General features: G+C 72.5%; 14 protein-coding genes. 2 read left to right on the plus strand and 12 right to left on the minus strand.

Annotation, left to right across the window (positions count from 1 at the left end; all coding sequences use genetic code 11):
• Nucleotides 1-70: 70 nt before the first annotated feature.
• Complete coding sequence (locus tag O7635_RS37620) at nucleotides 71-343, minus strand: hypothetical protein (RefSeq protein WP_278085250.1); 273 nt, start codon at nucleotides 341-343, stop codon at nucleotides 71-73.
• Nucleotides 344-850: 507 nt separating this feature from the next.
• Here O7635_RS37620 and O7635_RS37625 point away from each other — a divergent pair.
• Entirely contained in the window at nucleotides 851-1,435 is a 585-nt protein-coding gene (locus O7635_RS37625) for a dihydrofolate reductase family protein (protein ID WP_278085251.1), read from the plus strand.
• Between the two features lie 12 nt (nucleotides 1,436-1,447).
• Here O7635_RS37625 and O7635_RS37630 read toward each other — a convergent pair whose 3' ends face one another.
• The 10 genes from O7635_RS37630 to O7635_RS37675 all read right to left on the minus strand — a co-directional run bounded on the left by O7635_RS37630 (nucleotide 1,448) and on the right by O7635_RS37675 (nucleotide 10,510).
• The gene (locus tag O7635_RS37630) at nucleotides 1,448-2,446 is read right to left on the minus strand and encodes an RNA polymerase subunit sigma-70 (protein ID WP_278085252.1); all 999 of its coding nucleotides are present in this window, start codon (nucleotides 2,444-2,446) and stop codon (nucleotides 1,448-1,450) included.
• A 92-nt stretch (nucleotides 2,447-2,538) separates the two neighbouring features.
• Nucleotides 2,539-3,723 carry an acyltransferase gene (locus O7635_RS37635; protein ID WP_278085253.1) on the minus strand — a complete coding sequence of 395 codons (1,185 nt, stop codon included), beginning with the start codon at nucleotides 3,721-3,723 and terminating at the stop codon, nucleotides 2,539-2,541.
• 64 nt (nucleotides 3,724-3,787) lie between these two features.
• Entirely contained in the window at nucleotides 3,788-4,561 is a 774-nt protein-coding gene (locus tag O7635_RS37640; RefSeq protein WP_278085254.1) for an NAD(P)-dependent oxidoreductase, read from the minus strand.
• Between the two features lie 16 nt (nucleotides 4,562-4,577).
• A complete protein-coding gene (gene era / locus O7635_RS37645) occupies nucleotides 4,578-5,465 on the minus strand; it encodes a GTPase Era (RefSeq protein ID WP_278085255.1) in 888 nt (295 codons plus the stop codon).
• Nucleotides 5,462-5,827: a cytidine deaminase gene (locus O7635_RS37650; protein WP_278085256.1), complete on the minus strand. Its 366-nt coding sequence runs from the start codon at nucleotides 5,825-5,827 to the stop codon at nucleotides 5,462-5,464. Before O7635_RS37650 ends, era begins: the two co-directional genes overlap by 4 nt.
• Nucleotides 5,820-7,163 carry a hemolysin family protein gene (locus tag O7635_RS37655; protein ID WP_278085681.1) on the minus strand — a complete coding sequence of 448 codons (1,344 nt, stop codon included), beginning with the start codon at nucleotides 7,161-7,163 and terminating at the stop codon, nucleotides 5,820-5,822. The genes O7635_RS37650 and O7635_RS37655 overlap by 8 nt, the downstream gene beginning before the upstream one ends.
• Entirely contained in the window at nucleotides 7,163-7,630 is a 468-nt protein-coding gene (ybeY, locus tag O7635_RS37660; RefSeq protein WP_278085257.1) for an rRNA maturation RNase YbeY, read from the minus strand. Before ybeY ends, O7635_RS37655 begins: the two co-directional genes overlap by 1 nt.
• Nucleotides 7,631-7,652: 22 nt before the next feature.
• The gene (locus O7635_RS37665) at nucleotides 7,653-8,711 is read right to left on the minus strand and encodes a PhoH family protein (RefSeq protein ID WP_278085258.1); all 1,059 of its coding nucleotides are present in this window, start codon (nucleotides 8,709-8,711) and stop codon (nucleotides 7,653-7,655) included.
• 108 nt (nucleotides 8,712-8,819) lie between these two features.
• On the minus strand, nucleotides 8,820-10,166 hold the full coding sequence (locus O7635_RS37670) for a serine hydrolase domain-containing protein (protein ID WP_278085259.1): 1,347 nt from the start codon (nucleotides 10,164-10,166) through the stop codon (nucleotides 8,820-8,822).
• Complete coding sequence (locus tag O7635_RS37675; RefSeq protein WP_278085260.1) at nucleotides 10,163-10,510, minus strand: histidine triad nucleotide-binding protein; 348 nt, start codon at nucleotides 10,508-10,510, stop codon at nucleotides 10,163-10,165. Before O7635_RS37675 ends, O7635_RS37670 begins: the two co-directional genes overlap by 4 nt.
• 43 nt (nucleotides 10,511-10,553) lie before the next feature.
• Between O7635_RS37675 and O7635_RS37680 the strand changes: the two genes are divergently transcribed.
• Nucleotides 10,554-12,968 (plus strand): glycoside hydrolase family 3 C-terminal domain-containing protein, encoded by a 2,415-nt coding sequence (locus O7635_RS37680; RefSeq protein ID WP_278085261.1) that lies wholly within the window; start codon nucleotides 10,554-10,556, stop codon nucleotides 12,966-12,968.
• A 159-nt stretch (nucleotides 12,969-13,127) separates the two neighbouring features.
• Here the strand turns inward: O7635_RS37680 and O7635_RS37685 are convergent, their stop codons facing one another.
• Entirely contained in the window at nucleotides 13,128-13,865 is a 738-nt protein-coding gene (locus O7635_RS37685; RefSeq protein ID WP_278085262.1) for a 16S rRNA (uracil(1498)-N(3))-methyltransferase, read from the minus strand.
• Nucleotides 13,866-13,881: the final 16 nt, after the last annotated feature.

A 13,881-nucleotide genomic window follows, 5' to 3' on the forward strand; every position in this document is an offset into this window, starting at 1 on the left:
CCCGCCGAGCACGGCGTCGGCCATGTAGTCGTTGTGTGAGCGGCCGTAGACGGTCCTGCTCCGCAGCAGATCATTCGGCCTGCTCCCGCGCGGCCAGACCGACCCGCCCGTCGCCCAGAGCCCGCGCCAGCGACCGGTCACCACCGCGTATGCGCACCTGATCGGATCCGCCGACCCGATAGTGGCAGGCCTCGAGTCGGAGACCTGGATGGCGGCGCGCGAACGCCCCGTCGGCGAAGGCGTGGCGCAAGGCCGACTCGCGCACGAGGTGCTGGGGGTGGGGCGAGGCGGCCTGGGTCTCGAACCGCTGGAGCGGGCTCCGCCCCCGAGTCCTGCGCCGCACCGGCTCATTCTCTACGGGAAGTTGCTACTGGCCGCTGCTTAGCATCGTCCACACCGCGGAGTTTCAGCCAGGCCAGGCCGTCGAGCTCGACCCTGGGCCTCGATCCGCCACCGTCCGGCGCAGGCGAGCTGTTGTTGCACGGCGACGCCGCGGACGCGTGATGGTCCTCCTGACTGTCGACAACGTTTCCGCTCGCTCAGCTTTCGACGACCGCGCGCCATCTCGTCGTCGCCTGTCACGACAGCACGGCTCAGTTTCTCGGGGACGACATCAGCGCCGAGCGCCAGCCCGACTCGTTCGAGACCGCCGTCGCGAAAGGATGTCGACGGCTTTCCCTCGCCTTCCTACCACCGCGCCGCCGCGGCCTAGACCGAAACCGAGCCACGGGCCCGAGATCGGGACGCAGCCATGCTCGCTGTGCCCGCGTCCGCCGGCTCCGCGCACCGATTAGGTTTTCGGGCCGCGTTCGTCTGTAGGTGTGTGATCCACTCACGGAAGGCTGACGCCATGCGGAAACTGACTTACGCCATGAATGTGACCCTCGACGGCTACATCGCCGCGCCCGGGGACGATCTCGGGTGGAGTGGGGGTGACGGGCCGGACTCGTCGCCGAACGACGAGTTCTTCCAGTTCTGGTCCGACCGGGTGGCGGCGACGGGGCTCGCGCTGTACGGGCGCAAGTTGTGGGAGGAGATGAGTTCCAGCTGGCCGACCGCCGACCAGCAGCCCGGCGTCACACCTGCGGCGGCCGAGTTCGCCCGGCGCTGGCGCGACATGCCCAAGGTGGTGTTCTCCTCGACGACCAGCACGGTCGACTGGAACACCCGCCTGGTCACCGGCGACGCGGTCGCGGAGATCAGCCGGCTCAAGGCCGAGGACGGCGGCCCCATGGACATCGGCGGCGCGACGCTCGCCGGGGCGGCCATGCGGGCCGGGCTGATCGACGAGTACCTCCTGGTCACCTCGCCGGTCCTGGTGGGCGGCGGCACGCCGTTCTTCACCGCGCTGGACAGTTGGGTGAACCTGACCCTGGCGGAGACCCGGACGTTTCCCGGCGGCATCCTGCTGACCCGCTACGAGACGAGGCGATGAGCACCCGGGCGATCACAGCGTCGGGGGCAGCTCCAGCCAGGGTTTGTCGCCGGCGGCGAAGCCGGTGAGCTCGGCGATCTTCCCGTCGACGACGCGCAGGACCGCGATGGCGAACAGCCGGTGCTGCGCGTCGTCGGCGGTGCGCAGGTACAGCGCGGCGGCCGGCATGCGGTTGACCGTCGTCGCGATACCGCGCCAGTCGTTGTGGCCGCGCTGGAAGAGCCCACCAGAGACCCAGCCGTCCACGGCGTCCTTCGCCGTGCTGACGGACGTGCCGGCGTCGGGCAGCATCGCGAAGCGCAGGTCGTCGCGCAGCAGGGAGGCCAACCCGTCGAGGTCGTTGCGCTCATGGGCGTCGATGTAGGCACGCACCACGCCGCGCTCCTCATTCGACACCTCGGGGCTGCGCCAGTCGAGGCGGCGGTCGGGCAGCCGCTCGCGCATCGTCACGCGGGCCCGCTGCAGTGCGCTGGTCACCGACGCGACGGTCAGCTCGAGGGCGCCGGCGGCCTGCGACGCCGGCCAGCCGAGGACGTCGCGCAGGATGAACACCGCCCGTTGCCGGGGCGGCAGGTGCTGGACGGCGACGATGAACGCCAGCTCGATCGTCTCCCGGGCCACCACCGCTTCCTGCGGGTCCTCGGGAAGCATCCGGTCGGGGTACGGCTGCAGGTACAGCACCTCGGAGATGGAGTCCGACAGCGCGGACGGCACGGGCGTGCGGTCGTTGCGCTTCGCCAGGAAGTCGAGGCAGGCGTTCGTCGCGATCCGGTGCAGCCAGGTCCGCAGCGCGGCGTGGCCCTTGAACGACTCCCGCTTGTGCCACGCCCGCAGGAACGTCTCCTGCGTCATGTCCTGGGCGTCCGCGTAGTTCGCGAGCATCCGGTAGCAGTGCACCTGCAGCTCACGCCGGTGGCGCTCGGTGACGAGCGCGAACCGCGCCGGGTCGCCTGAGCGAACCGCCGCGATGAACGTGGCCTCGTCGGCGCCCAGCGGTCGAGCGTCGGTCATGGTCATTGATCCTTCCACCGGTGCCAGGGGCTACGACAACTGACGACGCGGCGGAGGATTTCTGATCGGTGAGCCAGGTCACGCCCGGCAGGTCAGATGCGCGGAGCGGGCGACCACCGGGAGACGACCGCGTGGTGGCGGTGCTCCTCCAACTGACCTGCCGCGTCGGCTCGGGTCCAATGCCAGACGAGGACCGGCCGCTCCGCGGGCGCCGACGCCAGGCCCGTCGCGCGCATGTCGCGGGCCGGCGGGCCGGCCGGCGACACCGGCACCGGGAGGCGACGGCGGGCGCCGGGCAGGACGGCCGGGCGGCGGCGGGCGGCAATGTCCTCCACCCAGCCGAACGCCGCCACCGCGAGCGCCACCAGCAGCGCCACGCAGACCAGCCGCACAGCGACCCGGTCGGGCTGCAGGCCCTCGTACCCCAGCGGGGCCGCGACCCACGCCACCAGGATGACGATCGGCATGTGCCACAGGTAGATGGTCAGGGCGCGGGAGTTCAGCATCGTGACCAGGCGGTCGAACGGCCGCCAGCGGGTGATCCAGTCGGCGCTCGCCGGCAGGAAGCCGAGCGCCACCAGGATCACGCCGGCGGACCAGAGGGCGTTGCCCAGCGGGATGTCGTTGAGGTCGTAGCCGCGGAAGCCCGGATGGGTCAGGATCCACGCCAGGCCCGCGCCGGCGAGCACCGCCGCCGCACCCGTCAGCAACGGGCGTGACCAGCGGCGCAGGAGGCCGTCGTGGTGGGCGAAGCCGAGCAGCCAGGCGCCGAGGTAGAGGCCGAAGTCGCGTAGGACCGGTGGGCCGGACAGCAGGCCGACCTCGAAGACGGCCAGCAGCAGGTACGGCGCCACGAGCATCGGGATGGGGAAACGGCGGAAGGCCCACAGCGCGAGTGGGGAGACGAGCACGAACCACAGGTAGTCGCGCAGGTACCAGATCGTGCTCAGCGCCAGCGCGCCCCAGTGGTTGGCCGGCGGGTCGGCCAGCGGGACCACCCACAGCAGCGACTTCCAGTGCGCGTCCAGGCCCGTCAGCCACATCGCCGGCACGAAGACCGCCGCCAGCACCCACAGCGACGGCAGCAGGCGGCGCAGGCGGCGGCCGACCGCGCCCACGCCGGAACGGTCCAAAGAGGACGCCATCAGTGAGCCGCCGAGGGCGAACATCACCGACATCGCGGGTACGAAGGACAGCAGCGTCCAGCCGGACGTGTGGTAGACGACGACCCGCGCGATGGCCACCGCGCGCAGCAGGTCGATGTAACGGTTCCGCATCGGGTCAAGCCGTACCCCGACGTCTTTCACGATCAAACCTCAGTGGCCGGTGAGCAATCCCACATCACCAACGAGGCTTGCCCAGCGGGATGTCGCAGAACATTCCACCGAGGTGCGCGTGTGCGTTCCCGTCGCTGCGTTCGGCCAGGTGAGCAACGTTTTCGGAGTCGCTCTCGGGCGCGTAGCCGATCTCGCCGTCGTGCTCCAGCCACCCCGACGAGTTGGCGCTGACGCCCCAGACCACGCGGAAGCCGGTCACCGGCGTGTCGACGAGCGCGCGGAACAACCGTACGCAGTCGTCCGGTGACAGCCAGATCGGCACGTCGGCCTCGGTCCACGGTGTCTCCTGGAACGCACCGATCCGCACCGCGAACACGGTCAGCCCGAACCGGTCGCTGTAGAGGCTGCCCAGCGACTCCATCGCCGCCTTGGTCCAGCCGTAGAAGGTGTCCGGCCGGGGCGCGGACCACGCCGGCAGCGGCGTCGCGGTGCGCGAGCGGAAACCGGCCGCGTGGATGGACGAGGCGAGGACCACCTTGGGTACGCCGGCCAGCCGCGCCGCCTCGAGCACGGTGCGCGTGCCGTCGAGGTTGGTGCGCACCAGGTCCTCCCAGAGCGCCTCGCTCGGGATGCCGGCGAGGTGGATGACCGCGTCGACGCCGGCGCACGCCTCGACCATCGCGTCCAGGTCGCCGAGCACGCCACGGACCGCTTCCACACCGTCGGGCGGCTCGTGCGGCGCCACATCGAAGGAGCGCACCGCGTAGTCGCCGGCGAAACGCTGCGTGAGCAGCCGACCGATCCGGCCCGCGCCTCCTGTGATCAGCACCCGGCGCATCGGTCGACCTCCCGGCTCAGAACCCCAGCTTGCGGAGCTGCCGGGGGTCGCGCTGCCATTCCTTGGCGACCCGGACGTGCAGGTCGAGGTAGACCCGGCGGCCCAGGAGCGCTTCGATCTCCTGGCGCGAGCGGGTGCCGATCTCCTTGAGCCGGCTCGCCCGTGCCCCGATCACGATAGCTTTCTGGCTCTGGCGCTCCACGTAGACGTCCGCGTAGATCTTGGTCAGGTCGCCCTCGTCGAACATCTCCTCCACCACGACGGCGATCGAGTGGGGCAGCTCGTCGCGCACGCCCTCCAGGGCCGCCTCGCGGACCAGCTCCGCGATCAGCACCTGCTCGGGCTCGTCGGTGATCATGTCGTCCGGGTAGAGCCGCGGCGACTCGGGCAGGAAGCCGGTCATCACGTCGACCAGGGTGTCGACCTGCTCGCCGGTGGCCGCGCTGACCGGCACCACGGCGGCGAAGTCGGCCAGCTCACTGACCGCGACCAGCTGCTTGGCCAGGGTGGCCTTGTCGACCAGGTCGGTCTTGGTGACCACGGCCAGGACCGTCGCCTTGAGCTCGGCCAGCTCGCCGGTGATGAAGCGGTCGCCGCGGCCGACCGGCTCGTCGGCCGGAATGCACAGGCCGATCACGTCGACCTCGCTCCACGTGGTGCGGACCAGGTCGTTGAGCCGCTCCCCGAGCAGCGTCCGCGGGCGGTGCAGGCCCGGCGTGTCGACCAGGACCAGCTGGGACTCCGGGCGGTGCAGCACGGCGCGGATCACGTGCCGGGTGGTCTGCGGCTTGCTCGACGTGATGGCGATCTTCTGGCCGACGATCGCGTTGGTCAGCGTCGACTTGCCGGCGTTGGGCCGCCCGACGAAACAGGCGAAGCCGGCCCGGTAGGTGTTGTTGTTCATGCGGCGACCGTGCCGAGGACGCTGCCGTCGGGGGCGGCCAGGTGGACGGGCGCGTCGGCAGACAGGTCGCGGACCGCGGCGTGGCCCGCGCCGTCGAGCGTGCTGGCCTCGGTGACCACCGCGGCCGCCTCGAGCTTGGTGGCGCCGGCGGCGGCGGCCGAGGCGACGGCGAGCTGCAGGGCCGTCATGGTCAGCGAGGGCAGGGAGACGGTCGCGGCGGCGTACGTGCGGCCGTCCTGGTCGCGCACCGCGGCGCCCTCGACGGCGCCCACCCGGGCCCGGGCGCCCCGGGCCAGCGTGACCAGCTTGGTGTCCTCGGCGTCGAGGTCGGCCGGTGGCCCCAGCTCGGGGGACTCAAACATCCGCGTGTTGCCTCTCGTCACTGTCGTCGTTCTCGGAGTCGCCGTCGTGGTGGGCCCGGCGGACCAGCACCGTGTCGATCCGGTTGCGCCGCCCGACCACGCCCTCCGCGACCATGTGCAGGCCGTCGACGGTCGCCTCCGCGCCGGGGATCGGCACCCGGCCCAGCGCCTGGGCCAGCAGGCCGCCGACGGTCTCGACCTCGTCGGTGGGCAGGTCGACGTCGAAGAGCTCGCTCAGGTCCTCGACCGGCACGCGGGCGGCGACCCGCACCGCGCCGTCGTCGAGGTGCTCGATCGGCGGCCGCTCGTTGTCGTACTCGTCCGTGATCTCACCGACGATCTCCTCCAGGATGTCCTCGATGGTGACCAGGCCGGCGGTGCCGCCGTACTCGTCCACCACGACCACCAGGTGGGTGCGCGCCGCCTGCATCTCCGACAGCAGGTCGTCGACCGGCTTCGACTCGGGCACGAAGGTCGCGTCGCGCATCACGTCGCCGACGGGCATCTCGGCCTCGCCGTCCTCGCTGCGCCGGATGACGTCCTTGAGATAGAGGATGCCGAGCACGTCGTCGACGTTCTCGCCGATCACCGGGATGCGGGAGAAACCGGAGCGCATGAACAGCGCCAGCGCCTGGCGCAGGGTCTTGCCCTCCTCGATCCACACCATGTCGGTGCGCGGGACCATCACCTCGCGGGCGATCGTGTCGCCGAGCGCGAACACCGAGTGGATCATCTGGCGCTCGCCGCTCTCGACCACGCCGCGCTGCTCGGCCAGGTCGACCAGCTCGCGCAGCTCGACCTGGGTGGCGAACGGGCCCTCGCGGAAGCCGCGGCCCGGTGTCACCGCGTTGCCGATCAGGATCAGCAGCGAGGCGAGCGGGTTGAGCGCCCGGCCGAGCCAGCGGACCAACGGGGCGGTGGCCCGCCCGACGGCGTACGCGTTCTGGCGCCCGATCGTGCGCGGGGCGACCCCGACGACGACGAAGCTCACCACCGTCATCGCGCTCGCGGTGACGAGGGCGGCCCGCCAACCGGCCCCCCACGTGTCGACCGCGACCAGCGCGGCCAGGGTCGTGGCGGTCAGCTCGCAGATCAGCCGCAGGAGCAGCAGGAGGTTGATGTGCCGGACCGCGTCGGAGGCGACGATCTGCAGGGTGCGCGCCCCGCGTACGCCCTCGCGGGCCAGCTCCCCCGCCCGGGCCGGGGAGACGGCACCGAGGGCGGCGTCGGTCATGGCGAAGAACCCGCCGAGGACCACCAGGCCCGCGGCGATCAGCAACAGCTGGATGTCGGGCAGCCCCGGTTGGATCGCCTGGGCGGAGACGGCTAAGTGGATCACCGCGCCCGCGCCGCCCGCCAACCCGTCAGGAGCCGCGACTGCAGCTCGAACATCTCCCGCTCCTCGTCCGGCTCCGCGTGGTCGTAGCCGAGCAGGTGGAGGACCCCGTGCACGGTGAGCAGGTGCAGCTCGTCGGCGGGCGAGTGGCCGGCGGTGGCCGCCTGCTTGGCCGCCACCTCCGGGCACAGCACGATGTCGCCGAGCAGCGCTGGCTCGGAGCCGGTGACCTCGCCCGGACCGTGGTCGACGCTGCCCTCGTCCATGGGGAAGGCGAGGACGTCGGTGGGGCCGTCACCGCCCATCCAGCGGTGGTTGAGCTCGGTCATGTAGTCGACGTCGACGAGCAGCACCGACAGCTCGGCGAGCGGGTTGACACCCATCTCGTCGAGCGCGTGGCGGGCGACGGCGAGCACGTCGTCGGTGTCGACGGCGACGCCGGACTCGTTGGCGATCTCGATGGACAACACTGCCTCTTTCGGAGAAAAGCTATCGGCGCCGGCCGGCGCGTTGGGCGGCGGCGCCGCGCCCCGGCACCGCGTGCACGCCCTGTTGCTGCTGGCTCTCGCGCTCGGCGTCCCACTTGCCGTAGGCGTCGACGATCTCGCCGACCAGCCGGTGCCGCACCACGTCGCTGCTGCTCAGAGTCGCGAAGTGGATGTCGTCGAGCCCGTCGAGGATCTCCCGCACGAGGCGCAGGCCGCTGGTCGAGCCGCCGGGCAGGTCGACCTGGGTGATGTCGCCCGTGACCACGACCTTGGAGCCGAAGCCGAGCCGGGTCAGGAACATCTTCATCTGCTCGGGCGTCGTGTTCTGCGCCTCGTCGAGGATGATGAACGCGTCGTTGAGCGTGCGGCCGCGCATGTAGGCCAGCGGCGCGACCTCGATCGTGCCCGCCGCCATCAGCTTCGGGATCGACTCGGGGTCGAGCATGTCGTGCAGCGCGTCGTAGAGCGGGCGCAGGTAGGGGTCGATCTTCTCGTAGAGCGTGCCGGGCAGGAAGCCGAGCCGCTCGCCCGCCTCGACCGCCGGCCGGGTCAGGATGATCCGGTTGACCTGCTTGGCCTGGAGCGCCTGGACGGCCTTGGCCATGGCCAGGTAGGTCTTGCCGGTGCCGGCGGGACCGATGCCGAAGACGATCGTGTTCTCGTCGATGGAGTCGACGTAGCGCTTCTGGCCCAGCGTCTTGGGGCGGATGGTGCGCCCACGCCGCGACAGGATGTTGAGCGTGAGGACCTCGGCGGGACGCTCGACGGTGCCCTGCTCGAGCATGCCGACCGTGCGGCGGACCGCGTCGGTGGTCAGCGTCTCGCCCTTGCGGACCAGCTCGAGAAGCTCGGTGAACAGGCGCTCGGCCTGCGCGTTCTCCGCCGGGGCGCCGGTGATGGTGATCTCGTTGCCGCGCACGTGGACGTCGCTGGCGACCGAGCGCTCGACGAGTCGCAGGATCTCGTCGCCTGCGCCGAGGAGATTGACCATGATCTGCGGATCGGGCACCGTGATCTTGGTCTGCACCCGGGGCTCGCCGGGGGGTGGAGTGCCGGTCATAAGTCGGACCCGCGGGCCCTGCGCCACCTGCTCTCATCTCGTGCGGACGTAGGTGTCAATCGTATCGGTTGAACGTCGCGGGCACCGCGCCCATTTCCGGTGGTGGGGTCACGCCGTGAACGAACGCCCCTCGAACGTCTGCTGGTCGCGGGTCATCCGGTAGGTGGCCCAGTGCATGCGCACCACCCGCCCCTCGGCGTCGCGGGTCAACCGGAGCAACTCCCCGACCTCACGACCGGATACGGTACGAAGAATGTCCGGATTGTCGGCCGTTGGGCGGAACACCGTCGGCGGCCGACCCGGCGCGTCGTCCGCGCCCCGGGACCGCAGCGCCCCGTCGTGCCAGCTGAACACGTGCTCGAAGCCCTCGCTCCACCACCGGCCCAGCACGGAGCGGTAGCTGTCGGGCGCCGGCTCCCCCGGCGTCCACGGGTCGATCTCGGCCGGGTCGCCGTCGGCCGCGGCCGCCAGCAGCTTGTGCGGCAGGTCCACGGTCGCGACCGCGGTGCCCGAGGCGCCCAGCACGGCGGCGCCGAACCCGGCCGGGCCCGCCTGGCCGGTCAGCGCCCGCGGCCGGCCGTAGACGCCGGCCAGGAAGCCAGGCATCGCGCCGTCGTGCCCCACGTGCACCACCCGTTCGCCCTGCGGCATGAGGATGAGCCCCAGGCCGAAGCCGATCGCCCAGAGGCCCTGGTCGGTGGTGGTCACCGGCCAGCGCATCTCGTCGAGCGTGGCCGGCGCCAGCACCGCGCCGGACGGGTCGACGGCGCCCGGGTCGGCCAGGAACGCCGCCCATCTGGCCATGTCGGCGGCCGTGCTCCAGAGCTGGGCGGCCGGCCCGACGGCGCCGAAGTCCAGCGGCGGCTCGGGGAAGGCGGCATCGGAGTAGGCGTCGACCAGGTAGCCGGTCGTCGCGGTGTCCGGCCGGTCGACCGAGGTGCCGGTCAGGCCCAGCGGCCGGAGCACCTCGTCGGCCAGCACCTCGGCCCACGTGCCGCCGCGCAGCCGGGCCACGGCCAGGCCGACCAGGGCCATGCCGAGGTTGGAGTAGTGGTAGCGGCGCGCCGGCGGCAGCACCCGCTCGGCCCGCTCCAGGTCGGCGACGAGCTGGGTAACGTCCGGCGCGACCAGCGTGTCCCAGACGTCGCCGAACGGCTCGCGCTGGATGCCGCTGGTGTGCGAGAGCAGCCGGCGGACGGTCAGCTCGCCGTGGGCGGGCACGTCGAGGTGGCGGCCGATCGGGTCGTCGAGGTCGAGCAGGCCGGCGTCGCGGGCCCGCAGCGCCAGCACGGCCGTGAAGGTCTTGGTGACCGAGCCGATCCGGAACGCGGCGGCGGGCTCGGCGCCCACCGTGAGAGTCCACAGCGGACGGTCGGCGCGGTGGACGGCGGCCGACAGCGCCGGGATGCGGGCCTGCGCCTGAGTTTCCCGGACGAGCCGGTCGAGCGCCTTCACTTGCAGACCATCGGGCCGAGCGGCTCGCCGCCCAGCACGTGCGCGTGGACGTGGTCGACCTCCTGGCCGCCGTACTCACCGGTGTTGAAGATGAGCCGGAAGCCGTCGGCCAGCAGGCCCTCGGTCTCGGCGACCACCGAGGCGGTCTCCAGGAGCTCGCCGGCCAGCCCCTGGTCGGCCTGGGCCAGGGTCGCCACGTCGGCGTAGTGCTCCTTCGTCACCACGAGCACGTGCACCGCGGCCTTGGGGTCGATGTCGCGGAACGCCAGCGTCGTGTCGGTCTCGCGGACCACGGTCGCGGGGATGTCGCCGGCCACGATGCGGCAGAAGAGGCAGTCGTTCACGCAGGCGATCGTAGGCACCAAGTGATAGGGCATGATGACCCGCGTGGAGCAGACAGCGCATCAGGACGCGATAGAGAGCGCTCTCGCGGCCCTCGACCTCGAGACCAAGATCCGGCTTTTGACTGGTCAGGACTACTGGCGGCTGCCGGCCGTGCCGGAGATCGGCCTGGCCGAGCTCACCATGTCGGACGGGCCGATCGGCGTCCGCGGGGTGCGCTGGTCGCCGGACAACCCGTCGGTCGCGCTGCCCAGCCCGACCGCGCTGGCCGCCACCTGGGACCCGGAGCTGTCCCGGCTGGCCGGCCGGGTGCTCGGCCAGGAGTGCCGTGCCCGCGGCATCCACATCCTGCTGGCGCCCACCGTCAACCTGCACCGCAGCCCGCTGGCCGGCCGGCACTTCGAGTGCTACTCCGAGGACCCGCTGCTGACCGCCGCCGTCGGCATCGGCTATGTCACGGGGCTGCAGGACCAGGGCGTCGGCGCGCAGGTCAAGCACTACGTCGCCAACGACTCCGAGACCGAGCGGTTCACCGTCGACGTGCGGGTGTCGCAGCGGGCGCTGCGGGAGCTCTATCTCGTGCCGTTCGAGCGGATCGTCGACGCCGGCGTGTGGAGCCTGATGGCGGCCTACAACGGAGTCAACGGCTCGCCCATGACCGAGCAGGACGAGCTGGTCAACGGGCTGCTCAAGAGCGAGTGGGGGTTCGACGGCGCGGTCGTCTCCGACTGGACCGCGGCCCGCACCACGGTGCCGACCGCGACCGGCGGGCTCGACGTGGTGATGCCGGCGTTCGCCGCGCCGTGGGGCGACCAGCTGCTCGCCGCCGTCCGCGCGGGCGAGGTCACCGAGGACCAGATCGACGACAAGGTACGCCGGATCCTGCTGCTCGCCGGCCGCGTCGGCGCCTGGGACCGGGTGCCGCCCGCGGTGCCCGTGCCCGCGGCGACCGGCCTCGACGTCGACGCCGCGGCGCGGGAGATCGCCGCCCGGTCCTTCGTCCTGGCCCGCAACACGGACGAGGTGCTGCCGCTGTCGGCCGGCGCGCTGCGCAAGGTCGCCGTGCTCGGCGCGCTCGCCGACGACGCCCGGATCCAGGGCGGCGGCTCGGCCCGGGTGCTGCCGCGGCACATCGTCTCCCCGCTGGCCGGGCTGACCGCCGCGCTGCCCGACGCCGAGGTCGTCTACGCCGTCGGCGCCGACCCGCGACCGGAGCTGGCCGCGGCCACCGGTCTGGAGTGGACGCCGATCACCACCACGCTGCGGGACGCGGGCGGCAACGCGCTCTACGAGGCGACCATCGACGCCGGCGACGTGCGCTGGATGGGCGAGCTGCCGGAGGGCGTCGACCCGGCCGCGGCCGCCACGGTGGAGATCTCGGCGACGTTCACGCCGTCGGTCACCGGCACGCACCAGCTGGCCGCCAACGGCTTCGGCAACCTGGTGCTGCGGGTCGGCGAGGAGACGCTGTTCGACCAGGTGGTCTACGCGCCCGGCGACGACCCGGTGACCACGGCCTTCCTGACCCCGGTGGAGACCCGGTGCCCGGTCGAGGCGATCGCCGGCAAGCCGGTCGACGTGTCGCTGACGCACCAGATCTACCCGGGGCGGCACGGCTTCGTGACGCTGACCCTCGGGCACGGGCGACCGGTCGCCGACGACGAGACGTTGCTCGACGAGGCCGCCCGGGTCGCCGCCGAGGCCGACGTCGCCGTCGTGGTCGTCGGCACCACCGAGGAGGTCGAGTCCGAGGGCTTCGACCGCACCTCGCTCGCGCTGCCCGGCCGGCAGGATGAGCTCGTCGCCCGGGTCGCCGCGGCCAACCCGCGCACGGTGGTCGTGGTCAACGCCGGCTCGCCGGTGCTGATGCCGTGGGTCGACGACGTGGCCGCGGTGCTGCTGACCTGGTTCCCCGGCCAGGAGGCCGGCGCCGCCCTGGCCGACGTGCTGCTCGGCGTGGTCGAGCCGGGCGGCCGGCTGCCGACCACGTGGCCGCGCGCGACCGACGACGTGCCGGTGCTCTCCACGACGCCGGAGGGCGGCACGCTCACCTACGCCGAGGACGTGCTGATCGGCTACCGCGGTTGGACGGCCGAGCCGCTGTTCCCGTTCGGCCACGGCCTGGGCTACACCACCTGGGCCTACGAGTCGCTCGACGTCGAGGCCGGCCAGGTGGTGGTCACGGTCCGCAACACCGGCGCGCGCCCTGGCCGCCAGGTCGTCCAGGTCTACGTGGGCCCGACCACCGATGGCGGCCCGGTGCGACCGGAGCGATGGCTGGCCGGCTTCGCGGCCGTGACGGCGGCCCCGGACGAGGCCGTGACCGTGCGGATCCCGTTGCCCGAGCGGACGTTCCAGGTCTGGGACGACGGCGGGTGGCGGACCGTCTCCGGCACCTACCGCGTCGAGGCGTCGGCGGCGGTGACGGACCCGCGACTCACCGCGACGGTCGATGTGTGACCGATCGTCGATCTTGCGCGGGTCAGCAAATGGCGCACAGTCGACGTTCGCCCGAACGGGGAAGGCGGACTTGCTGAAGACCGGGTGATGTGGTCTCGTATATGGGACGGCCGGCGCCTTCCCCCGTGGGTGCCGGCCGTCAACTCTGTCTATGCGTTGTTACGCCCAGCGGCCGAGCCGCGCGCTGACCACCGAGAGCGCCGCGACCCCCGCTGTCGAGGTCCGCAGCACGTTGGCGCCGAGCCGCACCGCGGTCGCGCCGGCCGCCTCGAACGCGGCCACCTCCTCGGGCGTGATGCCGCCCTCCGGCCCCACCACCAGCAGCACCTCGCCGCCCGCCGGCAGGTCGACCGCGGCCAGCGGCGTGGTGGCCTCCTCGTGGAGCACGTAGGCCGCCGCGGCGGCGCGCAGCCGGCCGGCGACGGTGGCTGTGGACGCGTCCGGGTCGCCGCCGATCGTCGGGCGCCAGGCGCGCCGGGCCTGCTTGGCCGCCTCGCGGGCCGTCGCCACCCAGCGCTCGCGGGCCTTGTCGCCACGCTCGGCGCGCCAGCGGCTGACCGAGCGGGTGGCGGCCCAGGGGACGATCTCGTCGACACCGACCTCGGTCATCGCCTGCACGGCCAGCTCGCCACGGTCGCCCTTGGCGATGCCCTGCACGACGACGAGACGGGGGTTGGGCGGGGGTTCATAAGCCCGGGCGGTGACCGTCAGGCTGAGCACGTTCTTCCCGGCGGCGGTGACCACGGCTTCGGCCGTGCCGCCCCGCCCGTCGGCGAGCAGCAGTTCCTCACCCGGGCCGATCCGCTGCACCGTGGCGGCGTGCCGACCCTCGGGGCCGTCGAGCGTGAACTCGTCGCCGGCCGGCAGCGCGTCGACGAGGAAGAGGGGACGGCTCAATGGAGTCTGCGACGCA

It is taken from the genome of Asanoa sp. WMMD1127 (assembly GCF_029626225.1).
Taxonomy (GTDB): domain Bacteria; phylum Actinomycetota; class Actinomycetes; order Mycobacteriales; family Micromonosporaceae; genus Asanoa.